Source organism: uncultured Bradyrhizobium sp. (assembly GCF_964252615.1).
Lineage (GTDB): Bacteria > Pseudomonadota > Alphaproteobacteria > Rhizobiales > Xanthobacteraceae > Bradyrhizobium.
Genome location: NZ_CAXUNQ010000010.1, coordinates 40,891 through 63,237, shown reverse-complemented (window position 1 = coordinate 63,237; position 22,347 = coordinate 40,891). Strand labels below are relative to the sequence as shown.

At 62.1% G+C, this 22,347-nt stretch carries 18 protein-coding genes; 8 read left to right on the top strand and 10 right to left on the bottom strand.

Going from position 1 to position 22,347, the window contains the following annotated elements; all coding sequences use genetic code 11:
- Positions 1–37 precede the first annotated feature (37 nt).
- Together ACFE72_RS08405 and ACFE72_RS08400 are read right to left on the bottom strand one after the other, a co-directional pair.
- Positions 38–1,210 (bottom strand): CmpA/NrtA family ABC transporter substrate-binding protein, encoded by a 1,173-nt coding sequence (locus ACFE72_RS08405; RefSeq protein ID WP_375412623.1) that lies wholly within the window; start codon positions 1,208–1,210, stop codon positions 38–40.
- Positions 1,207–1,797 carry an ANTAR domain-containing response regulator gene (locus ACFE72_RS08400; protein WP_375412622.1) on the bottom strand — a complete coding sequence of 197 codons (591 nt, stop codon included), beginning with the start codon at positions 1,795–1,797 and terminating at the stop codon, positions 1,207–1,209. The genes ACFE72_RS08405 and ACFE72_RS08400 overlap by 4 nt, the downstream gene beginning before the upstream one ends.
- A gap of 113 nt (positions 1,798–1,910) precedes the next feature.
- Here ACFE72_RS08400 and rimO point away from each other — a divergent pair, with 113 nt between their 5' ends.
- Both rimO and ACFE72_RS08390 read left to right on the top strand, forming a co-directional pair.
- Entirely contained in the window at positions 1,911–3,236 is a 1,326-nt protein-coding gene (rimO, locus tag ACFE72_RS08395; RefSeq protein ID WP_375412621.1) for a 30S ribosomal protein S12 methylthiotransferase RimO, read from the top strand.
- Positions 3,237–3,461: 225 nt separating this feature from the next.
- Positions 3,462–4,658: an acetylornithine transaminase gene (locus ACFE72_RS08390; RefSeq protein WP_375412620.1), complete on the top strand. Its 1,197-nt coding sequence runs from the start codon at positions 3,462–3,464 to the stop codon at positions 4,656–4,658.
- A gap of 85 nt (positions 4,659–4,743) precedes the next feature.
- Here ACFE72_RS08390 and ACFE72_RS08385 read toward each other — a convergent pair whose 3' ends face one another.
- From ACFE72_RS08385 to pcsA, 3 genes are all read right to left on the bottom strand, one after another.
- Positions 4,744–5,718, bottom strand: coding sequence for a quinone oxidoreductase (locus ACFE72_RS08385; protein WP_375412619.1), 975 nt, complete (start codon positions 5,716–5,718; stop codon positions 4,744–4,746).
- Between the two features lie 84 nt (positions 5,719–5,802).
- Complete coding sequence (locus ACFE72_RS08380; protein ID WP_375412618.1) at positions 5,803–6,525, bottom strand: TerC family protein; 723 nt, start codon at positions 6,523–6,525, stop codon at positions 5,803–5,805.
- Entirely contained in the window at positions 6,522–7,256 is a 735-nt protein-coding gene (gene pcsA / locus ACFE72_RS08375) for a phosphatidylcholine synthase (protein ID WP_375412617.1), read from the bottom strand. Before pcsA ends, ACFE72_RS08380 begins: the two co-directional genes overlap by 4 nt.
- A gap of 136 nt (positions 7,257–7,392) precedes the next feature.
- Here pcsA and ACFE72_RS08370 point away from each other — a divergent pair, with 136 nt between their 5' ends.
- Positions 7,393–8,622, top strand: coding sequence for a UbiH/UbiF family hydroxylase (locus ACFE72_RS08370; protein WP_375412616.1), 1,230 nt, complete (start codon positions 7,393–7,395; stop codon positions 8,620–8,622).
- On the opposite strand, the gene ACFE72_RS08365 is transcribed toward ACFE72_RS08370, so the two are convergent.
- Complete coding sequence (locus tag ACFE72_RS08365; protein WP_375412615.1) at positions 8,594–9,544, bottom strand: AEC family transporter; 951 nt, start codon at positions 9,542–9,544, stop codon at positions 8,594–8,596. The genes ACFE72_RS08370 and ACFE72_RS08365 overlap by 29 nt on opposite strands.
- Before the next feature lie 121 nt (positions 9,545–9,665).
- Between ACFE72_RS08365 and hspQ the strand changes: the two genes are divergently transcribed.
- Positions 9,666–9,998, top strand: coding sequence for a heat shock protein HspQ (gene hspQ / locus ACFE72_RS08360; RefSeq protein ID WP_375412614.1), 333 nt, complete (start codon positions 9,666–9,668; stop codon positions 9,996–9,998).
- A 117-nt stretch (positions 9,999–10,115) separates the two neighbouring features.
- Here the strand turns inward: hspQ and ACFE72_RS08355 are convergent, their stop codons facing one another.
- On the bottom strand, positions 10,116–10,937 hold the full coding sequence (locus tag ACFE72_RS08355) for an invasion associated locus B family protein (RefSeq protein WP_375412613.1): 822 nt from the start codon (positions 10,935–10,937) through the stop codon (positions 10,116–10,118).
- A 331-nt stretch (positions 10,938–11,268) separates the two neighbouring features.
- On the opposite strand from ACFE72_RS08355, the gene ACFE72_RS08350 reads away from it, so the two are divergent.
- From ACFE72_RS08350 to ACFE72_RS08340, 3 genes are all read left to right on the top strand, one after another.
- Positions 11,269–13,032 carry an extracellular solute-binding protein gene (locus ACFE72_RS08350; RefSeq protein WP_375412612.1) on the top strand — a complete coding sequence of 588 codons (1,764 nt, stop codon included), beginning with the start codon at positions 11,269–11,271 and terminating at the stop codon, positions 13,030–13,032.
- A 4-nt stretch (positions 13,033–13,036) separates the two neighbouring features.
- Complete coding sequence (locus ACFE72_RS08345) at positions 13,037–14,539, top strand: AMP-binding protein (RefSeq protein WP_375412611.1); 1,503 nt, start codon at positions 13,037–13,039, stop codon at positions 14,537–14,539.
- A 98-nt stretch (positions 14,540–14,637) separates the two neighbouring features.
- Entirely contained in the window at positions 14,638–15,033 is a 396-nt protein-coding gene (locus tag ACFE72_RS08340; protein WP_375412610.1) for a PRC-barrel domain-containing protein, read from the top strand.
- Positions 15,034–15,147: 114 nt separating this feature from the next.
- On the opposite strand, the gene mfd is transcribed toward ACFE72_RS08340, so the two are convergent.
- Positions 15,148–18,666 (bottom strand): transcription-repair coupling factor, encoded by a 3,519-nt coding sequence (gene mfd, locus ACFE72_RS08335; RefSeq protein WP_375412609.1) that lies wholly within the window; start codon positions 18,664–18,666, stop codon positions 15,148–15,150.
- Positions 18,663–18,950: a succinate dehydrogenase assembly factor 2 gene (locus ACFE72_RS08330; RefSeq protein WP_375412608.1), complete on the bottom strand. Its 288-nt coding sequence runs from the start codon at positions 18,948–18,950 to the stop codon at positions 18,663–18,665. The genes mfd and ACFE72_RS08330 overlap by 4 nt, the downstream gene beginning before the upstream one ends.
- A 227-nt stretch (positions 18,951–19,177) precedes the next feature.
- Here ACFE72_RS08330 and recG point away from each other — a divergent pair, with 227 nt between their 5' ends.
- The gene (recG, locus tag ACFE72_RS08325) at positions 19,178–21,286 is read left to right on the top strand and encodes an ATP-dependent DNA helicase RecG (RefSeq protein ID WP_375412607.1); all 2,109 of its coding nucleotides are present in this window, start codon (positions 19,178–19,180) and stop codon (positions 21,284–21,286) included.
- A gap of 164 nt (positions 21,287–21,450) precedes the next feature.
- Here recG and ACFE72_RS08320 read toward each other — a convergent pair whose 3' ends face one another.
- A complete protein-coding gene (locus ACFE72_RS08320; RefSeq protein WP_375412666.1) occupies positions 21,451–22,227 on the bottom strand; it encodes a DUF502 domain-containing protein in 777 nt (258 codons plus the stop codon).
- Positions 22,228–22,347 lie beyond the last annotated feature (120 nt).

The following is a 22,347-nucleotide window of genomic DNA, read 5'->3' as shown; positions in this document are numbered from 1 at the left end:
ATGGGCACCGAGGCTCGCGATCGCGCCAGACGGGCGGTCAGGACTTGCCGCGCCTGATTTTGAACGCCGCCAGATGGCCGGCAATATCGTTGGCATCGAATACCGGACCGGCAAACGCGCCGATGGCGTCAGAGCCGCCCTTTACGGCGGCTCGGTCGGAACCCACGGCGGCATCATAAAGGTCGGGCCGAAGCACCGACTTGGCGATGGCGAGGGCTTCCGGAGTGACGGAGGCCTGCCCCCAGCGCACCATCTGCGTGTAGAGCCACGCGGCTTGCAGCGGATCCGGCCGTGCGGCCCCTTCCCGCCCCACCAGCAGGTAGCGGCCGCTTTCGCGCATGGTTCCGTCCGGTGAAATCTTGAGGCGGCCGTCCAGGGTGCGCTTGATAACATCGGCAGCTACGTCGAGCCGGTCGGAGCGGGCCAGAATCTGTGCGGCTTCGGCGCGATTCTGCGGATCTTCGATAAATTCAGCGGCGCGAACATGCGCACGGATCAGCGCGGCCAGAACGGCCGGATTTTTCTCGGACCAGGTTTGTCTGACAGCCAGCACTTTCTCTGCCGCGCGCACCAGAATGTCCGAAACGAAATGCAGGATGTGACCGACACCAAGATCGACCGCGACCGAGTTCCACGGCGCGCCGACGCAAAAGGCATCGACATGTCCGTTGGCGAGGCTTTCCACCATGTAAGGCGGTGGCAACACTACCATACGAACATCTTCATCGGGATCGACTCCGCCTGCGGCCATCCAGAACCGCAATTGATAATTATGGGTCGAGAACGGGAATGTCATGCCGAAGGTCAGCGGCTCGGCGCCGCTCGTGCGCCTTGCAGCAACCACGCGCGACAACGCCAGTGCGGTTACCATAGGGTCATATGGGTTGCCGTCGATCTCTCCCATGATCGCGGCATGCAGCGCCGGCGATACGGTAATCGCGTTGCCATTGAGGCCGAGATTGAATGGCGCCACGATCGGCACCTTGACATGGCCAAGCCCGAGGCTTGAGGCAATCGCCACCGGCGCCAGCAGATGCGCGGCATCGAACAGGCCGATGTTGAGCTTGTCGCGAACATTCGACCATGACACTTCGCGCACCAACGTAATGTCGAGTCCTTCTGCCGCGGCAAATCCCTTGTCTACCGCTACAATCAATGCAGCCGCATCGACCAGTGGAATGAACCCGATGCAGAGCGGTAGACCGGTCATTTCAGCAGCTCCGCTGCGGTAACGATCGACTGGGCGATATCGCCGATTTTCTTCTTCTCGCGCATCGCGGTTGATCGCAGCAGCACATAGGCCTCATCTTCCGTAAGCCCCTTCAGCTTCATCAGGATTCCCTTGGCGCGATCAATCACCTTGCGATCTTCCAGCGCCGATTTGGTGCGCGCGAGTTCGTCCTGCAACTTGGAGAAGGCATTGAAGCGCGAAATGCAGAGGTCAAGGATCGGCTTGATGCGCTCCTTCTTCAATCCGTCGACGATATAGGCCGAAACCCCGGCATCGACCGAGGCCTGGATTGACGCGGCATCGCTCTGATCGACGAACATCGCGATTGGCCGCCGCACCGCTCGGCTGACCTGGAACATCTGCTCCAGCACGTCGCGGCTCGGGTTCTCCAGATCGATCAGGATGACGTCGGGATCGAGCGCGTAGATCCGGGCGAGCAGGTTGTGCATTTCGCTGATGTGAGTGACGCCGGAAAACCCCGCTTCCCGCAGTCCCTCCTGAAGGATCGCGGCCCGGACCGGGCTTTCGTCAACGATGACGATTTTAGGAGACGACTCGGCACCCATCAATCACCCGCATTGCAGCAAAACCATCCATAGCACGCACAAAGGCGGCTTAAAGTCTTGTAATTATGAGCAATTGGGACTAGCTCCTGCCCATCAATCAGGCATCACCCAACATGCAACAGGCCGCCGCGCCCAAAGTAAGCTTTGTGTCCTTGGGGTGCCCCAAAGCGCTGGTGGATTCCGAGCGCATTATCACGCGCCTGCGCGCCGAAGGTTATGAACTCGCGCGCAAGCACGATGGCGCCGACCTTGTGATCGTCAATACCTGCGGCTTTCTCGACAGCGCCAAGCAGGAATCGCTGGGCGCTATCGGCGAAGCGATGGCGGAGAACGGCAAGGTCATCGTCACCGGCTGCATGGGCGCGGAACCCGAACAGATCGAGGCGGCCTATCCCGGCGTGCTGTCGATCACGGGGCCGCAGCAGTATGAAAGCGTGCTCGACGCCGTCCATCGCGCGCTGCCGCCGTTGCACAACCCGCATCTCGATCTGGTGCCGCCGCAAGGCATCAGGCTGACGCCCCGGCACTACGCCTACCTGAAGATTTCCGAAGGATGCAACAACCGCTGCAGTTTCTGCATCATCCCGAAACTGCGCGGGGATCTGGTGTCGCGTCCGGCGAACGATGTGCTGCGCGAAGCCGAAAAACTGGTCAACGCCGGCGTCAAGGAGTTGCTGGTAATTTCGCAGGACACCTCGGCGTACGGCGTCGACTTGAAATATGCTGCCAGCCCGTGGAAGGACCGTGAGGTCCGCGCGAAATTTTTCGATCTGGCGCGCGAACTCGGTGAATTCGGCGCCTGGGTGCGGCTGCAATACGTCTACCCCTACCCCTATGTCGACGAGGTCATCGGCCTGATGACGCAGGGCAAGATTTTGCCCTATCTCGATATTCCGTTTCAGCACGCAAGTCCGGAAATCCTCAAAGCAATGAAGCGGCCGGCGGCGCAGGACAGGACGCTGGCGCGGATCAAGAAATGGCGCGAGGAATGTCCCGAGCTGACGCTGCGCTCGACCTTCATCGTCGGTTTTCCCGGAGAAACCAAATCTGACTTCAATTATTTGCTCGACTGGCTCGACGAGGCCGAGATCGATCGCGTCGGCTGCTTCAAGTATGAGCCGGTCGCGGGGGCCCTATCGAATGCGCTCGGCAATCCCGTGCATGAGGAAATCAAGCAGCAACGCTGGGATGCGCTGATGGCGCGGCAGCAGAAAATTTCCGCGCGTCGCCTGAAGCGCAAGGTCGGCAGCCGTCAGCAGGTCATCATCGATGAAGTCGGCCCGACGGTGTCGAGGGGTCGCTCCAGAGCCGACGCGCCGCAGATCGACGGCGCGGTCTATCTGTCAAGCCGGCGCCCGCTCCGCATCGGCGAAATCGTCACCGCCAAGATCGAACGTGCGGATGAATACGATCTGCACGGCTCAGTCGCGGGGTTTTGAGCGCTTGACAGCGCCTGCCGTTCGAAGGTATGTGGCGCGCCATGATTTCAAACCGGACCATCTCCCGCGCAGCTTTCCGTCGTCGCTCGTTCGACGATGATGGGTCGCGCCGTGTCCGACGACAGAGCTGAATAGATACACAGTTCGAGTTTTCGAGAAGGCCGCACCCCACAGTGCGGCCTTCTTGCGTTTGGCCGGCTTTCCACTCAACCGCAGGAGCTTGACATGACCATTGTCCCACATCCGTTTGACGCCCTGATGGAGATTACGGTGCGGCCGCCTGCCGTATTTGTCCGCGGAGATGGCTCCTGGCTATGGGATGACGCCGGCAAGCGCTATCTGGATTTTATCCAGGGCTGGGCGGTGAATTGTCTCGGCCACTCGCCGCCGGTGATCGCGGAGGCGCTGAACCAGCAGGCGAAACTGCTGTTGACGCCGAGCCCGGCCTTTTACAACGCACCCAGCCTCGAACTGGCGAAGGCCTTGGTCGATCACAGTTGTTTCGACCGGGTGTTCTTCGCCAATTCGGGCGCGGAGGCCAATGAAGGGGCGATCAAGCTGGCCCGTAAATATGGCGCTTTGCACCGCGATGGAGCGTACCAGATCATCACGTTCGACGGCGCGTTTCACGGCCGGACGCTGGCGACGATGTCGGCATCGGGGAAGAAAGCGTTCGAGCCGTTGTTCGAGCCCAAGGTGCCCGGTTTTCCGAAAGCCAAGCTCAACGACATCGCATCCGTAAAGGCGCTGATCAACGACACGACCGTCGCGGTGATGCTGGAGCCGATCCAGGGTGAAGCCGGCGTATGGCCTGCGACGGACGAATTTTTGCGCGAGTTGCGAACGCTGACCGCAGAGCACGGCCTGCTGCTGATCTTCGACGAAATCCAGACCGGCTTCGGACGCACCGGCAAGCTGTTTCACTACGAAAACGCCGGGATCGAGCCGGATATCATGACTCTCGGAAAGGGCATCGGCGGCGGCGTTCCGCTTGCCGCGCTGCTCGCGACCGAAGCGGCTTCGTGTTTCCAGCCTGGCGATCAGGGCGGCACCTTCAACGGCAATCCGCTGATGTGCGCCGTAGGACTCGCAGTCTTAGGCCAGATCGGTATGCCCCACTTTCTGAAATCGGTAGCCGGTACCGGCTTGTTTCTGGCGAGCGAATTGCAACGGATATCGGCACGCCACGGGCTCGGCGAGGTACGCGGCAGAGGGCTGCTGCTTGCGCTCGATCTGAAGCGCCCGATCGCCGCTGCGATCGTCGCCCAAGCAATGGAGGCCGGCCTGCTGCTCAACGCTCCGCAAGCCGATGCGCTGCGCTTCATGCCGGCGCTCAACGTCACCCGCGACGAGATCATCGAGATGACCGACGGGCTGGATGCGATCCTGACGAAAATGGGCGTGGCAAGGTGCGTGGCCTGACGATGTCAAACGCCATCGCGAGCGCAGTGAAGCAATCCAGAACGCTCACTGGATTGCTTCGTCGTTTCGCTTCCCGAACCTGGCTTTACGGCTTCAGAATTGTAGCCCCCGTCGTCGCCCGGCCTTCCAGGTCGATATGCGCCTTGGCCGCATCTTTCAAGGCGTAAGCGTGATTGATCGGTACGTGCAATTTGCCGTTGATCACCGCGGCGAACAGCGTATCTGCGCCCTCGAGCAGCTCCGAACGCTTGCCGACGTAGTCGTTCAGCTTCGGCCGTGTTGCGAACAGCGAGCCATGGTTGTTCAATTCGGCGATCGAGAATGGCGGCACCGGGCCTGACGCATTACCGAAACTGACGAACAGTCCGCGCGGTTTCAGGCAGGACAGCGAGCCCGGGAACGTGGTTTTGCCGACGCCGTCATAGACGACGTCGCACAATTCGTTGCGGCTGATCTGCTTTACTCGTGCGACAAAATCTTCTTCGTTGTAGAGAATGACGTGATCGCAGCCATTCGCCAGCGCCAGATCGGCCTTGGCCTTGGAGCCGACGGTGCCGATGACATGCGCGCCGAGCGCCTTGGCCCACTGGCTCGCGAGCAGGCCAATGCCGCCGGCCGCGGCATGGATCAGAACCCGATGTCCCGGCTCGACCTTGAAGGTCTTGTGCAGCAGGTACCACACCGTCAGCCCCTTCAGCATCAGCACCGCGCCCTGCTCGTAGGTGATGTGATCGGGCAGCTTGACCAGCTTGTCGGCCGGAATGTTTCGTTCGCTGGCATAGCCGCCGAGGTTGAAATAATAGGCGACGCGGTCGCCGGGATGAAAATTGGTGACGCCAGGCCCTACGCTGAGGACCTCGCCGGAGGCTTCGTTGCCGGCGATGAATGGCAGCGACGGCGCTTTATAGAGGCCGGTGCGAAAATACACGTCGATGAAATTCAGGCCGACGGCGTGCTGCCGGATACGGACCTCGCCGGTTCCCGGCGCCGGCACATCGACGGCTTCATAGGTAAGGACTTCCGGCCCACCGACCTGATGTACGCGCACAGCCTTGGTCATTGCACATTCTCCCTGCGATTTTCTTGCGTCCAGCGATAGCCATTGAGGCATAGTTGTCAACACCGCCATCCCGGAATGCGATGGTCAGGCGGCCTTTTTGCGGTTGCGCCTAGCCAGCACGTTGAAGGCCTCGACAGCAGCGGAAAAGGCGATAGCGAAATAGATGTAGCCGCGCGGGATGTGGAATTTGAATCCGTCCGCTACCAGTGCCACGCCGATCAGCACCAGGAATGCCAGCGCCAGCATCTTGGTGGTCGGATGCTCGGCCACGAATTTTGCGACCGGGCCTGACGACACGTACATGATCACGCAGGCGATAATCACCGCGGCGATCATGATTTCGAGATCCTGCGCCATGCCGATCGCGGTAATGATCGAATCCAGCGAGAATACCATGTCGATAACGATGATCTGCACGATCACCCAGAAGAACGCGCCGGCCGCCGGCCCGGCTTCGCCTTCCTCGTCGCGCGCCTCGACTTCAGTGTGAATTTCGTGCGTCGCCTTGGCGATGAGAAACAGCCCGCCGCCGATCAGGATGATGTCGCGCCATGACAACGCGACGCTTGTCAACGTAATGACCGGAGCGGTCAGCCCGATCAGCCATACCAGCAGGCTCAGCAACAGAATGCGGAACACCAGCGCCAGCGCCAAGCCGATCCGGCGCGCACGGGTTGCCTGCTTTTCCGGAATGCGCGAGACAACGACCGACAGGAAGATCACATTGTCGATGCCGAGAACGATCTCCAGCGCCGTCAGGGTCAACAGCGCCGCCCAGGCTTCCGGGCTTGTCAACAGGTCCATCATGCGGCGGCCGACTTCAGCAGGCGGATCACGGCGTCGCTTGCCACAACGTAAACCGCGATTACGCACAGGGCGACCGCCACCGGCGTGGCGACGTTGAAATCATAGATGAGTGTAATGATGGCGAGTACGGCCCAGAGCCCGATCAGCGACAGCGTCAACCCGCGCAGGCGCTCGACCCGAACAGGATGAATGACGTTAAACGGCACGAAGGTCAGTACAATGAGCAGTGCGACGATGAGACTCGAAAGCGCCGGCGACAGCCGCAGCAGGAACAGATAGAATGCGACTGCATTCCACAAAGCCGGAAATCCGCGAAAATGATTGTCGGGCGTCTTCATGCGCCGGTCGGCGAAGTATAGCGCACCGGTGACGACGATGCCCGCACCGAGCAGCGGCGCGGCCAGCGGCAACAGCAGGCCGCTCGCAGTGATCGCATAGGCCGGCACGAACACATAAGTCACAAAATCTACCACGAGATCGAGCACCTCGCCCGACCAGTCCGGCTGCATCCTCACAACATCGAGTCGCCGTGCGAGAGGTCCGTCGAGTGCGTCGATCACAAGCGCGGTACCAAGCCAGGCAAACATCGCAGCCCAATGCTCTCGCACCGCCTCCAGCAACGCGATCAGGGCAATTCCCGCGCCCATCGCCGTGAAGATGTGCACAGAGAATGCCGCCGCGCGCACGGTGCGGGATGCGGATAAAGTGTCATGCTGGTCTGCCGGGGTCATGTGCTGGCGTGCATATCAGGAATCGCCTGAAAGTGCACATCCAGGCTTGCGGCGTTCCGCCGCGCGGATCGCAGGGAACACTGGTTCCGGCAGTGCCGGGGTTGAAAATGCGGCAGCAAAGGTCGATTGTCCGTTGATGGGCGACATATCCGCAGAGCGGGAAATTTACGACGTTGCCGTCATCGGCGGTGGTCCGGCCGGACTTGCGGCGGCAATCGCATTCGCCGACGTCGGCGTAAAAACTGCGTTGATCGCGCGGCGCGCGTCATATGGCGATAACCGGACCACAGCGCTGCTCGGCGGCTCGATCGATTTCCTCGAGCAGTTGGACGTCTGGCGCCATTGCGCAGACCAGGCGGCGGCGCTGCAGGTGATGCGGCTGGTGGACGACACCGGCCGCCTGATCCGCGCGCCGGAAGTGCGTTTTTCATCCCAGGAGATCGGCCTCGACGCGTTCGGCTACAACATCGAAAACCGGGTGCTGATGGTGGCGCTGGAGGAGCGTGCCGCCAAGCTGGTAAGTCTGATCCGGTACGATAGCGAGGCTGAAAGCGTAAGCCCCGATGATTCGAACGCCGCTGTCCGCACCGGGCTCGGACACTTGCTTTTCGCAAGGTTGGTGGTCGGCGCGGACGGCCGGCATTCGCTTTGTCGCAAGGCCGCCGGCATCGATGTCAAGCGCCGCGACCTTAGCCAGACCGCGCTGACCTTCAATATCACTCACGCACGGCCGCATCAAAACAATTCGACCGAACTTCACACGCCGCAAGGGCCTTGCGTATTCGTGCCGCTGCCGGCAGATCGCTGCAGCGTGGTGTGGGTGACGACGCCAAGCGAAGCCGGACGCTTGATGACGCTGAGCGACGACGATTTGTCGGATGCCGTTGAACGGCAGTCGCATTCGATTCTCGGGCGCATTCACATCGAGCCCGGCCGCCACTTGTTCCCGCTTGCGATCGAACAGTCGACGCACTTCGCAAAAAACCGCATCGCGCTGGTGGGCGAAGCGGCGCATGTGCTGCCGCCGATCGGCGCGCAAGGCCTCAATATGGGACTGCGCGATGCCATCGATATTACCGACATGGCGTGTGGAGCAATGCTCCAGGGGGAAGATCCCGGTTCGCCGGGGCTGTTGTCGCAATTTGACTGGGCGCGACGTTCCGACATCGAAAGCCGAACCTTCGTGATCGATATGGCCAACCGCTCGCTGCTGTCGGATTTTCTGCCGGTGCAATCGTTACGTGCGGCCGGACTGCATCTGATCGGCGCGCTGGGGCCGCTTCGGCGTCTTGCCATGCGCGAAGGATTGGCGCCGTCGTGGCGGCCTGCCCGGCGACTTACGGAAACGCCAACTGACCTGACTTGATCAGCCACATCACGCTGGTGAGCGTGATGACGGACGTGAAGGTTCCGATCAGCACTGCGACCGAGGCCGGCTCGACCCAGGTGTCGAATTGCCGGGCGATCACAAAAACGTTCAGGGCCGGCGGCAGTGATGCCATCAGCACGGCGGTTACCGCCCACTCCGGCGGGAACGGCCCGAACAGCAACATCAGCGCGAACACGATCAGCGGGTGGATCAACAGTTTTACCGCGACAATGCCCGGCACTTCCCACGGGATGCGACCGGACGGCCGCAGTGCCACGGTAACGCCGAGCACAAACAGCGCTACCGGCGCCGCGGCGTTTTGCAGAAACGCCAGCGTGTTCATGATTGCGACCGGAAAATCGAGGTGAAGGGCTGCCGCCAGCGCCCCGGCGCAAGCCGACATGATCAGCGGATTGAGTACGATCTGACGGAGCATGATCGCGACGGTGTGACGCATGGGACGGCGCTCGCCGGTGAATGCAATCAGCAGCGGCACGATCGAAAACAAAAAGATGCTGTCGCAGCAGAAGATCAGAGCAGTGGGAGCCGCCGCCTTCGCGCCGAGCACAGCGAGTGCAAGGCCCGGGCCCATATAGCCGATATTGCCATATCCGCCGGACAGGCCGGCCAGCGCCATTTCACGCAACGAGAGGCGCCCGAGCAATCGTCCGGCGAACATCGCCAGAACGAACGCGCTGGCGGTGCCGAGCGTAGTTGCGACCAGGAACGGCGGGTTGTTCAGTTCGGCAAACGGCGTCTTCGACATGATGCCGAACAGCAAAGCAGGCAGCGACACGTAGAGCAGAAAGAAATTCATCCAGTCGAGGCCGGCTTCGGGCAGATTTTTCGATTTGCCGCAGGCGAACCCGATGAAGATCAGCCCGAAATACGGCAGCGCGAGGTTCAGGATGTCGACCATCGGCGAAACGTCTTTTTTCTCTGTTTCGCCGCGAATCAGGCGATTGGCGGGTGGACGGCGGAGCCGTTAATTCGTCGGTAGCCCCTAGCATCGGCCACAATCATGGTCTATTCGACGATTTATGATAAAAACGCGAACCGCCAAATTTCAGATCGGGCAGATCGTTCGCCACCGGATTTTCTCATTCCGGGGCGTGATCTTCGATATCGATCCGGAATTCAACAATACCGAGGAATGGTGGCTTTCGATTCCCGAGGACGTACGGCCGCACAAGGACCAGCCATTCTACCACCTGCTTGCCGAGAATTCTGAATCCGAATATGTCGCCTATGTTTCGGAGCAGAACCTCCTGCCCGACGAGTCGGGTGAACCGATCCGGCATTCGCAGGTCGCCGAAATCTTCATCAAGGACAAATCCGGCAGCTATCGGCCGCGCAATCCGTCGCTGAATTAAGCGCAGGTCCCCGGCATTATTGACTGGACGAGCAGAGCGATTCGCTCCGATCATGTACTGAAATTTCAATAAAAAGGCGCCCCGGCCGGAGCGCCTTTGAGCTGCGCGAAAATTCGATTATTTCGCCGCGGGGTTGGCGGCGCCCGCGGGCTGGTTGGCCTCAAGCTTCGCCCGCGCTTCAGCGGCGCGCTTCTGCAACTCTTCCTGCAATTTCTTCTGGGTTTCCTCAAAAACCTTCGGGTCGGTCGGCGGCCCATCATAGGCCTTGGCGAATTCCGCGAGCGGCAGCGGCAGCGTCAGCGGGGCACCGTTGGAATTGATCGCCTGTACCACCAGGTTCTGCCCCTTCTTCAGGTTAGCAAGCAGCTCCGCGGTCACGTCGTAATCCGACATGCAACCGTTCTGGAAGCAGATCACGTAGGGGCTTTGCGCGGGTGGATTGCTATCGACGATGATGCGGGTTCCGTGAACCAGCTGCATGCCGAGCGGAAGCGTGACGCGAAGGATCTTCTTCGGCTCGCCTTCGGGCTCGATGATCACGGCGGCGATGACGGGTTGGCCTGATTCGATCCGGCCGTCCTTGCCGGTGAAGCAAACCTGCTTGGCACCGGCATCCTGGCCCTTCAGGCAGAACTTGGTCCATGGCGCGTAGATCAGTTGAACCTGGTCGGCCGGCTGGCCACCCGGGGCCGGGGTACCGGCAGCAGGCGCGGCCGGCGCCTGCGCGGTCGGAGCCGGGGCCGGCGCCGCTTTCGGGGCGGCTTTGGGCGCAGCCTTCGGGGCCGCCTTTGGAGCAGCCGCCGGCGCACCGGGCGCTGGCGCGGGTGTCTGGGCCTGGGCGCCGGGAATGATGCATGCGGCGGTCAATGCCGTTGCGGCCAGCGAGGCCAGAACCCGCCCGCGCGGCCAGACCGGCGCGGCCAAGATACGAAAATTCATTGCGGAAAGCCCTTTCTGAACGATGCGCTCGAACCGCGACGAAGGCGCCGGAACCTGCCAGCCTGCCGCGGCTGTCTCTTTGCCAAATGAGGCGGTTGCGTGACAGGTCGCGTTGTCATGGTCAATTGCCCGCCTTCAATACAGCGGCGGGCGAAAAGATCAATGCCGACAACCGTCTTAACGACCGCGGCATTGGCCTTAGCGTTACCGGCTATGGTAAAATTTCGTTGTGAGCGCAAGCGAATCAAACCAGCGACTTGTACAGCGAACGCGGCGGCGCGATCCGCGCCGGACGCATCCCATTGTCGCCTTTGCTTTTGGCATGCTGTCGATGGTTATCATCTACCCTGCCGCCGCTTTGTCGAGCCATGCCCTTGCCATGCATGGCGCGCCGGCGTTGCCGGCCGGCTTCACTCATATGCCCTATGTCAATCCCGATGCGCCCAAGGGAGGACGGCTCGTGCAAGGGCTGCTTGGCACCTTTGACAGCCTCAATCCCCTGATCGTTCGCGGACTTGCGGTCCAGCAGATCCGCGGTTTCGTGGTCGAGAGTCTGATGGCGCGCGGCAATGATGAGCCATTCACGCTCTACGGTCTGCTTGCGAAAAGCATCGAAACCGACGACGCGAGATCATACGTCAGCTTCGGTATCGATCCGGAGGCTCGGTTTTCAGACGGCCAGCCGGTGCTTGCGGAGGACGTGCTGTTTTCGTGGGCTTTGCTGCGCGACAAGGGCCGTCCCAATCACCGCCTGTACTACGCAAAAGTGGTCAAGGCGGAAGCACTGGATGCGCGCACCGTGCGGTTCGATTTTGGTGGCGCCAATGACCGCGAATTGCCGCTGATCTTAGGCTTGATGCCGGTGCTGCCAAAACATGCCGTCGATGCGGCGGCCTTTGAAGAAACCTCGATGACGGCCCCCATGGGGTCGGGCCCCTACCGGGTCACGTCAGTCAGGCCGGGCGCCAGCGTGACGCTGACGCGGAATTCCGATTACTGGGGCCGCAGCCTGCCGGTCAATCGCGGCCTCTGGAATTTTGACGAGATCCGGCTCGATTTCTACCGCGAGGCCAACGGCGCATTCGAAGCGTTCAAGCGCGGCCTGTACGATTTTCGGGTCGAAACCGAGCCGCTTCGCTGGCACGATGGTTATGATTTTTCGGCCGCCCGCAGCGGCGAGGTGATCCGCGATGTCATCCGGACCGGCATGCCGCAACCCTCGGAATTCCTGGTGTTCAATACGCGGCGGCCGGTTTTTGCCGATATTCGCGTCCGACAGGCGTTGACGCTGTTGTTCGATTTCGAATGGATCAACCGCAATTATTTCTTCGGGCTGTACAAGCGCGCCGGCGGCTTCTTCGCTGGCTCTGAATTGTCGGCCTATGCCCGCCCCGCCGACGACCGCGAGCGCGCGTTGCTAAGACCCTACGCGTCCAGCATAGCGCCGGACATTCTCCACGGAATCTGGCGCCTCCCCGTCAGCGACGGCTCGGGCCGCGATCGGGCCGCACTTCGCAACGCCCTGGCGCTGTTGTCGCAGGCTGGATACTATCTGGACGACACCGTGTTGCGGCAGCGCTCAACCGGAACGCCCCTCAGCTTCGAAATTCTGGTGACCACGCGCGATCAGGAACGCATCGCGCTGGCATTCGCCCGCGACATCAAGCGCGCTGGTATCGAGGCCTCGGTGCGCGCGGTCGACGGGGTGCAGTTCGATCAGCGGCGGCTCGGGTTCGATTTCGACATGATCCAGAATCGCTGGGATCAGTCGCTTTCGCCGGGCAACGAGCAATCCTTCTACTGGGGCAGCCAAGCCGCTGACAATCAGGGTACCCGCAATTACATGGGCGCGAAGGATCCGGCCATCGACGCCCTGATCGCGACCATGCTAGAAGCCCGCGAGCATCCGGAATTTGTTTCGGCGGTGCGGGCGCTCGACCGCGTCCTGATGTCGGGCTTCTACGCAATTCCGATGTACAACGCGCAGGAGCAATGGATCGCGCGCTGGAATCGTATAGAACGGCCTGCAGCCACCGCGTTATCCGGATATCTGCCGGAAACCTGGTGGCGGAAGCCCGAACCCAGCCGGAAGTGATCCTGTGATCCAGACCGTCGCACCACCAACGCTTGACGGGTTATTTCGCCGGCTGCTGGCGCGCCATCCGGACGCGCCGGCGCTGGCCGATCCCCTCGACAAGTCGCGCGTCACCGGGCAGCCGCCGCGGCGCCTGACGTTTGCACAGGCCGAGCGCTTGATTGCGGCATTGGCGGCGCATTTTGTCGAGGTAGGATTGCCGGCGAATTCGGTCATTGCGGTTCAACTGCCCAACACCATCGAATTCGTGCTGACAGTGCTGGCGGCACATCGCGCAGGGCTCGTGGTGGCGCTGTTGCCGCAGTTGTGGCGGCAGGCGGAGTTGACGGTGGCGCTCAATCGCACCGGCGCGCGCGCCGTCGTGACCATGAGCCGGATCGACGGCGTCAGCCATGCCGATCTTGCGATGAATGCCGCAGTCGAGGCGTTTTCGATCCGCCATGTCTGCGGCTTTGGCACCGATCTGCCGGAAGGCATGGTTTCCCTCGAGGACGTGATGGGCAATGGGCCGGTACCCTCCCCCTCGGCCATCCAGGATGGCCGCCGTGCAGCAATTATTTCATTTGACGTCACAGCGGACGGTTTCCGCGCCGTGCCGCGCACGCATCTGAATTTGATTGCCGGTGGTCTTGCGATCTTTCTTGAAAGCGAAATACCGCAGGGCGCGACCGTCCTGTCCGCGTTCGCGCCGTCTTCGTTCGCGGGGATCGCGTCCTCGCTGGTGATCTGGCTGCTGAGCGGCGGCGCGCTGGTGCTGCATCATCCGTTCGATGCCGGCGTGCTGGAACAGCACATCGGCGAGCAGGCCTGCGATGTCCTCGTTGCGCCTGCGCCGCTGGCATTGCGTCTTGCCGAGGCCGGAATACTGTCGAACTTCCCGGCGCTGCGCCATGTCATCGGGCTGTGGCGTGCGCCTGAACAGGCCGCCTCGTCGCCGGCATGGCCGGGCGAACAGGCCGCTTTGACAGACGTCTATCTGTTCGGCGAAGCCGGGCTGTTCGGCGCCCGGCGCGCCGATGATGGCGCGCCGCTCCTGATCAAGCCGGGTCCCCACACGGCGCCGCGCGCCGCCGTCGACGCCTCGACCACCGGTGAAGTCCTTCTCACTCCAAAGGGAACGCTGGCGTTGCGGGGCCCGATGATTCCAGTCGCCGCTTACGCGCCGTCAACTCCCGCAGGCAAGTCGCCGATCGCGCAGCCGCCGCTCGATTACGTCGATACCGGCTATGCCGCGCGGCTGGACCGGGCCAGTGGCGCGCTCTGCATCACCGCACCGCCGGCGGGAATCGTGGCTGTCGGCGGCTACCGTTTTCTTGCGCATGACCTGCAGGAATGGGCCAGGCGGCTCGGTCAGGGCGCATTGTTAACGGCGTTGCCCGACCGCCTCAGCGGTCACCGCTTTGCCGGCCGCGCCCAAGATAACGCCCGGGCTCGAGAAGCGCTCTCAGCACTTGGCCTCAACCCATTGATGTCGGAGGCATTTCGCGATCAGTCGCCTGGCGGCTGACGCCACGAATCGCGTTCTGAAACGTCAAGCTGAATTGCGGAACGTTTGTTCCCGCCTCGCATTGTCCGACCATCAATAATCCTGCACTGGAGGACATCATGAAGAAGATTGCATTAATCGCCGCTTCCGTCGCAATGTTGGCCGTTCCGGCATTTGCAGAAGACGCCAAGACGACGGGCACCGCGCCGGCGGAGGCCAAATTCTCGACGGTGTCGAAAGACGAAATGTTTTCGTCGAAACTCAAAGGTCTCAATGTCTACAATCAGAAGGACGAATCGGTCGGCGAAATTGCCGATCTGGCCATCAAGAACCATCAGATCGACGCATTGATCCTGTCGGTCGGCGGCTTCCTCGGGATGGGCGAGCGCTATGTTGCGGTATCGCCGTCATCCGTCAACGTTCGCTACGACAGCAAGAACAACAAGTGGCTGGCGTCGATGAACACCACCAAGGATGCGCTGAAGGCCGCGCCGGAATTCAAATATCCGAAGTAGGCGGGGCGCCCATAGGGTCGGTTAGGCGCGAAGCGCCGTAACTCGCCGCATTGGCTTGCAACCGGTGTAGTTTGGTGTGTTAAGCGCTTCGGCGCTAACCACCCTACGGGCCCATTACGCCGCCTTGCGATCCTCGGCCAGGTTTGCCAGTTGCCGCATGATCTCCGTAGTTCCGATCAGCCGTTCCTCCGGCGTCTCCCATTCCTGCAAGAACACAACTTTCATGTCCGGCCGCACCTTGGCTGCCTGTCCATGTTGCCGGATGAAATATACCAGCCGCTCCGGCTGGGCGAATTTGTTGTCGCGGAAGGTGACGACCACGCCCTTTGGTCCGGCATCGACCTTTTCTACATTGGCGCGCCGGCAGTACCCCTTGATGGCAGCGATCTTGAACAGATAACGCACCTCGTCCGGCAGCACCCCAAAACGGTCGCGCAATTCGGCGGCAAAATCATCGATCTCGTCGTCGGTGTCGAGATCGGCCAAGCGCCGGTATAGCGACAGCCGCACCGCAAGGTCGGCGACGAACTCTTCCGGAATCAGCACGGGCATGCCGACCGTGATCTGCGGCGACCAGCGGTCTGCGACGGGCTCAACAACACCGGCCTTGAGGTTGAGGATCGCCTCTTCCAGCATCGACTGATAAAGCTCGAATCCGACTTCCTTGATGTGACCGGACTGTTCTTCGCCGAGCAGATTTCCGGCGCCGCGGATATCGAGATCGTGCGAGGCGAGCTGGAATCCGGCGCCGAGGGTTTCCAGCGACTGCAGCACCTTCAGCCGCCGCTCGGCTTGTGCGGTGATCTTCTGCTGTGCCGGCAGCGTGAACAGCGCATAGGCGCGTAACTTGGAGCGCCCCACCCGGCCGCGCAACTGGTAGAGCTGCGCAAGGCCAAACATGTCTGCGCGATGCACGATCAGCGTGTTGGCGGTGGGGATGTCGAGGCCGGACTCGATGATGGTAGTCGACAACAGGATATCATATTTGCCGTCGTAGAATGCCGACATGATGTCTTCGATCACCGTCGGCGCCATCTGGCCGTGCGCCACCGCGACTTTCATCTCCGGTACATGCTTGTCGAGAAAATCCTTGACGCCGGCGAGATCCTCGATTCGCGGCACCACGTAAAATGCCTGGCCGCCGCGATAGCGCTCGCGCAGCAACGCTTCGCGGATCATCAGGGGGTCGCTGGGCGCCACGAATGTGCGGACCGCGAGGCGGTCGACCGGCGGCGACGCGATGATGGATAGATCGCGCACGCCGGTAAGTGCCAGTTGCAGCGTCCGGGGAATCGGCGTGGCACTCAGCGTCAGGACATGCACCTCGGCGCGCAACTGCTTCAGCCGCTCCTTGTGCGAAACGCCGAAATGCTGCTCCTCATCGACGATCAACAGGCCCAAATCCTTGAACTTGATCGACTTGCCCAGCAGCGCATGGGTGCCGACCACAATATCGACGGCGCCGTCCGCAATGTTCTTTTTTACCTGCGTCAATTCCTTCGGCGCAATCAGGCGCGAGGCTTGTGCGACCTGCACGGGAAAGCCCCGAAACCGTTCAGTAAAGGTTTTGGCGTGCTGCCGTGCCAACAGCGTGGTGGGAACCACGACGGCGACTTGCTTGCCGTCAAGCGCTGCAGCAAAGGTCGCCCGTAGCGCGACCTCGGTCTTGCCAAAACCGACGTCGCCGCAAATCAGGCGGTCCATCGGCCGGCCGCTTTCGAGATCTTTTAACGTGGCGGTGATGGCGCCGAGCTGGTCTTCGGTTTCCTCGTATGGAAAACGCGCGCAGAATTCGTCATAGATGTGCGGCTGCACCGGCATTTTCGGCGCTTCATGCAGATGCCGTTCGGCCGCGATCTTGATCAATTCGCCGGCAATTTCACGGATGCGGTTCTTCAGCTTGGCTTTGCGCGCCTGCCAGCCGCTGCCGCCGAGACGATCGAGTTCGACATTGGCGTGATCGGAACCGTAGCGCGACAACAACTCGATATTTTCCACCGGGAGAAACAGCTTTGTGTCGGCGGCGTAGTGCAGCTCGAGACAGTCATGCGGAGCACCCGCTACTTCCAGCGTTTGCAATCCGACAAAGCGACCGATGCCATGCTCGACGTGGACGACGAGGTCGCCGGCGGCAAGGCTGGTGACTTCGGAGATGAAATTGTCGAGCTTGCGGCTGGCCTTGCGCGGCCGCACCAGCCGGTCCCCAAGAATATCCTGCTCGCTGATGACGGCGACATTATCGGTTTCGAACCCGGATTCCATGCCGACGACGGCAAGCATCGCCTCGTTGCGCGGCGTCGCCTGCGCCGTGCGCCAGGAATTGACGCTGGTAAGGTTGAGCAGTCTGTGGTCCTTCAGCATGCTGGCCATGCGATCGCGCGAGCCTTCGCTCCACAGCGCAATCACCACCTTCTTGCGCTGGGCTTGCAGCGCCTGTACGTGGGCGACCACGGCCTCGAATACGTTGATCGAACTGTCGGCACGTTCCGGCGTAAAATTACGACCCTGCCGTGCGCCGGCATCGATAACGCCAGTGCCGCCGTCCGGCACCGCGAACGGCGTCAGCCGCGCCAAGGCGGCTTCGTCCAGGCGTTTTGCCCATTCGTCGTCGCTGAGGTAGAGCCGATCCGGGCGCAGCGGCTTGTAGACGGCGCCGCCGCCGCGCTGCCCCATCGCCTCGCGGCGCGCCTCGTAGTAATCATTGATCTGCGTGAAGCGCTCGCGCGCCACATCTTCGCTCTGCGGTTCGATCACCATCGGCGCGTTACCCAGATAATCGAACAGCGTGTCCATCCGCTCCTGAAACAGCGGCAACCAGTGTTCCATGCCGGGATGGCGGCGGCCTTCGCTGACCGCCTCATATAGCGGATCATCGCGCTCCGGCGCGCCAAACGCTGCGACATAGCCCATGCGGAAGCGGCGAATGGTTTCTGTAACCAGTTGAAATTCCGAAATCGGAACCAGATCGAGTGCGCGCATGTCGAGTTGCGTGCGTTGAGTTTCAGTATCGAAGCTGCGGATCGATTCCAGCGTATCGCCGAAGAAATCGAATCGTACCGGCTGCTCCAGCCCTGCCGGAAACAGGTCGAGGATGCCGCCGCGCACGGCGTATTCGCCGGGCTCGCGCACCGTCGAGGAGCGGTTGTAGCCATTGTGCTCCAGCCAGGCGACGATGGAGTCCATTGGCACCACATGGCCGGGCGCCACCGACAGCGCCTGTGCTGCGATCACATCGCGAGCCGGCACCCGCTGCAGAATCGCGTTGACAGTGGTCAGCACGATCAGCGGCTTGTCGCTACCTTTCAGGCGCGCGAGTCGTGCGAGCATAGTCAGGCGTTGTGCCAGGATGCCGCCATGGGGAGATACGCGGTCGTAGGGTTGGCAATCCCATGCCGGGAATTGCATCGCCGATACATCCGGCGCAAAGAATTCCAGCGCGCGCGCCAGTTGCTGCATGCGCGGACCGTCACGGCAGATCACGGCAAGGCTGACCGCCGGTGGTTCCGGCCGCGCCGCGACTGCGCGCGCAAGATCGGAAATGACCAGGCCTTCGGCGCCCTCAGCGACATTGGCCAGGGTCAGCGCGCGCCCGGGACTAAGCAATTCCGCTGGAGATTTAGTCGGCGATTTCATACGTCGGGGTCCACGGGGAATGACTTGATGCGGTCGAACAGCCGAGTCCGGAACTCCGGCGCCAGCAAAACGTCGCTGCTCAGGGCGGCATAGAGATCGGGATCGGGCATCTCGATCAACTGCTCCAGTTGGCCCAATTCGGCGTCGGTAAGGTCGGCGATGGCGGCGTCCGCGAAGCGGCCAAGAATGAGATCCATCTCGCGGGTGCCACGATGCCAGCAGCGGAACAGCAGCCGCTTACGGCGGTCGTCGAGGCCGCTGCTTGATCGTGTCGATCCCGTCATCTATCCCATCCGTCCGAACGCCAAAAGCCCGGACGTGCCGGGCGGGGTTGATATAGCGTTGGTAACCGCCAATGTCAGCCCTTCTCTCGGCATGAGTGCCAAGCGAACAATCATAAGGACCGTCATGGCCCGGCTTGTTCCGGTCATCCACGTCTTGGCTGCAAAAAAGACGTGGATGGCCGGCCTAAAGCGGGGCATGACAAACAGGAACGGTCTTAGGTTTCCTGATGCGCCCTGCCCTGCTCAATCCCCTGTTCGCGTCGGTCACCAGCCTCGCCGGCGTCGGGCCGAAGCAGGACAAGCTGTTTCGGTTTTTACTTGGCCGCGCTGAAACGCCGCGCCTGGTCGATCTGCTGCTGCATTTGCCCGCGAGCGTGGTCGACCGTCGCGCGCGGCCGAAAATCCGCGATGCGGCTCCCGGCACCATCGTGACGCTTGAAGTGACCGTCGACCGCCATCGTCCGACGCCGGGACGCAACTCGCGCGCGCCGCATCTGGTCTACGTCAGCGACGACACCGGCGCGGTAGTTCTAACTTATTTCCGCGCCCAGCCCGGCTACGTCGAAAAGCTGCTGCCGGTCGGCGCCAAACGATATGTCTCGGGCACGGTCCAATTGTTCGACGGCATGCCGCAGATGGTGCATCCGGATCGCGTGCTGGACGAAGATAGTTTTTCGAAACTGTCGGGCATCGATCCGGTCTATCCGCTCACCGAAGGACTGGCGCTGGGCTCGCTGCGCCGCGCCGTCGCGCAGGCGCTGCAAAAAATACCCGATCTGCCGGAGTGGATCAGTCCCGAGGTGATCAAGCGTTGCAAGTTTCCGCCGATTGCGGAGGCACTGAGCCGGGTGCACAACCCGGTCGAACTGACGGATATCCTGCCGGATCGTCCGTTCTGGTCGCGGCTCGCGTTCGATGAACTGCTGGCGGGACAACTGGCGCTGGCCCTGATTCGCGCGCAACTGCGCCGCCCTGCCGGCGACCGCAACTCCGGCGACGGTCACCTGCGCAAGAAAATCATCGACGCGCTGCCCTATGCGCTGACGTCGTCGCAACAACAGGCCGCCGCCGCCATCACGGATGACTTGCGCCAGCCGGTACGGATGCTGCGGCTGCTGCAGGGCGATGTCGGCTCCGGCAAGACCGTGGTGGGGTTGCTGGCCGCTGCGGCGGTGACCGAAGTCGGCAGGCAGGCCGCGCTGATGGCGCCGACCGAAATTCTGGCGCGCCAGCACGTCAAGACCATCACGCCGCTCGCCGAGCGCGCTGGCCTGCGGGTTGCGATCCTGACCGGACGCGAGAAGGGCAAGGAGCGCCGCATATTGCTCGAACGGCTCGCGACGGGCGAGATTGATCTGCTGGTCGGCACCCATGCGCTGATCCAGGACGACGTAATTTTCAAGGCGCTGGCGCTGGCGGTGGTCGACGAACAGCACCGCTTTGGGGTACGTGAACGGCTGGCGCTGACGGCCAAGGGCGAGGCCGTCGATGTGCTGGTGCTTAGCGCCACACCGATACCGCGCACGCTGGTGCTGACTTATTTCGGCGATATGGATGTCTCCGAACTGCGCGAGAAGCCCGCGGGTCGGCAGCCGGTCGACACCCGCGCGGTGCCGGCAAGCCGCATCAACGACGTAACGGATGCCGTCGGCCGTGCATTGAAGGCCGGCAAGCGCGTCTACTGGATATGTCCGCTGGTGGAACAATCCGAGGCCGAGGGCGTCGAGCATCTCACCAATGCGATAGAACGATATGAAAGCCTGCACCAGCGCTTCGGTGACCGCGTCGGCCTCGTGCATGGCCAGATGAAGGGTGCGGAGAAAGACGCTATCATGGAGCAGTTCGCCGGCGGCGAAATCGGACTGCTGGTCGCGACCACGGTAGTGGAGGTCGGCGTCGACGTTCCCGCCGCCACCATCATGGTGATCGAGAACGCCGAGCGGTTTGGGCTGGCGCAACTGCACCAGTTGCGCGGCCGCATCGGCCGTGGCTCCGAGGCTTCGACCTGCCTGCTGCTATACAAGGAGCCGCTCAACGAAATGTCCACGGCGCGGCTGAAGGTCATCCGCGAAACCACCGATGGTTTTCGCATCGCCGAGGAAGATCTGAGACTGCGCGGCGAAGGCGACGTGCTCGGCGTCCGGCAGAGCGGCCTGCCCGGCTACCGCATCGCGCGCTCCGACGTGCATGGGCAGTTGATCGTCCAGGCGCGCGACGAAGCGCTGCGCATCATGAAAAGCAATCCGAAGCTGACCGGAGAACGCGGCGAGGCGTTGCGCTGTTTGCTGTATCTGTATGAACGCGACGAGGCGCTGCCGCTGATCGGGGCGGGATAGGCAAATTGTAGGATGGGCAGAGCGGAACGAAACCTATCGGACGCAAGCGGGGAAGTACCCTACCAACTGGATCTGTTCGAGCGAGATGAGGCGATTCCGTTGATCGGCGGGATCGTTTGACAGTCGTCAGTACGGGGCGCAAAGCCCGAGCCCGGAACGACGGGTCAATCCGCCTTCGCCGGCTCCGGCTGCCGCGCCGATGCATTTGCCGCGCGCTCCGCGTTTGCCGTCTCCGCCAGCGCCGCGATCCGCTTCTGCGGGTCGGAACCCGGCTGCACCACGCCGCACGACATGATCAGGGTCGCGGCATCCTCCGCGCTCATCTCAACCTCGATCAGCTTGCTCTTCGGCACATAGAAGAAAAAGCCGGTGGTCGGGTTCGGCGCACAGGGCAGGAATACCGAGATATGCTCATCCTGTCCGGGAAGGCTCGCGGCGATCTCCACGCTTGGCGACTGCGAGATCAGCACGATCGACCACATGCCGGGCGCCGGAAATTCAACGAGACCGACCCGGCGAAGGCTCGATCCCGAGCCGGAAAACAAGGTTTCGAACACCTGCTTCAGGCCGCGATAGATCGCGCGCACCACTGGCATCCGCCCCAGCAGTTTTTCGCCGAGATCGACCAGCGTCCGCCCGATCAGGTTCGCGGTGAGGAAACCGAGCAACGTCAGCGCGATCACTGCGACGATCAGCCCGGAGCCCGGCAATCCGAACGGCAAATAGGTCTCGGGCCGATAGGCCACGGGAACGAACGGCCGCACCAGGCCATCGACCCAGGTCACGAACCACCAGGTCAGATAGAAGGTGATCGCAATCGGACCGGCGACGATGAGGCCGGTAAGAAAATAGGTCCGGAAACGGGCCATGAAACCGCGCGGGACGTCCGGCGGAAGCTCGCCCGGAGGCATAATCGGAGGCAAGTCATTGCGATTCATCAGAGTTCCGGGTCGGTCAACGCGCGGGCGCAGCACGGCTGCCCGGACGTTCCAAGGCGTGATTGCATTTTTGTTGAATCGTCATTGCGAGCAAAGCGAAGCAATCCAGCGCCGCAAGGGCGG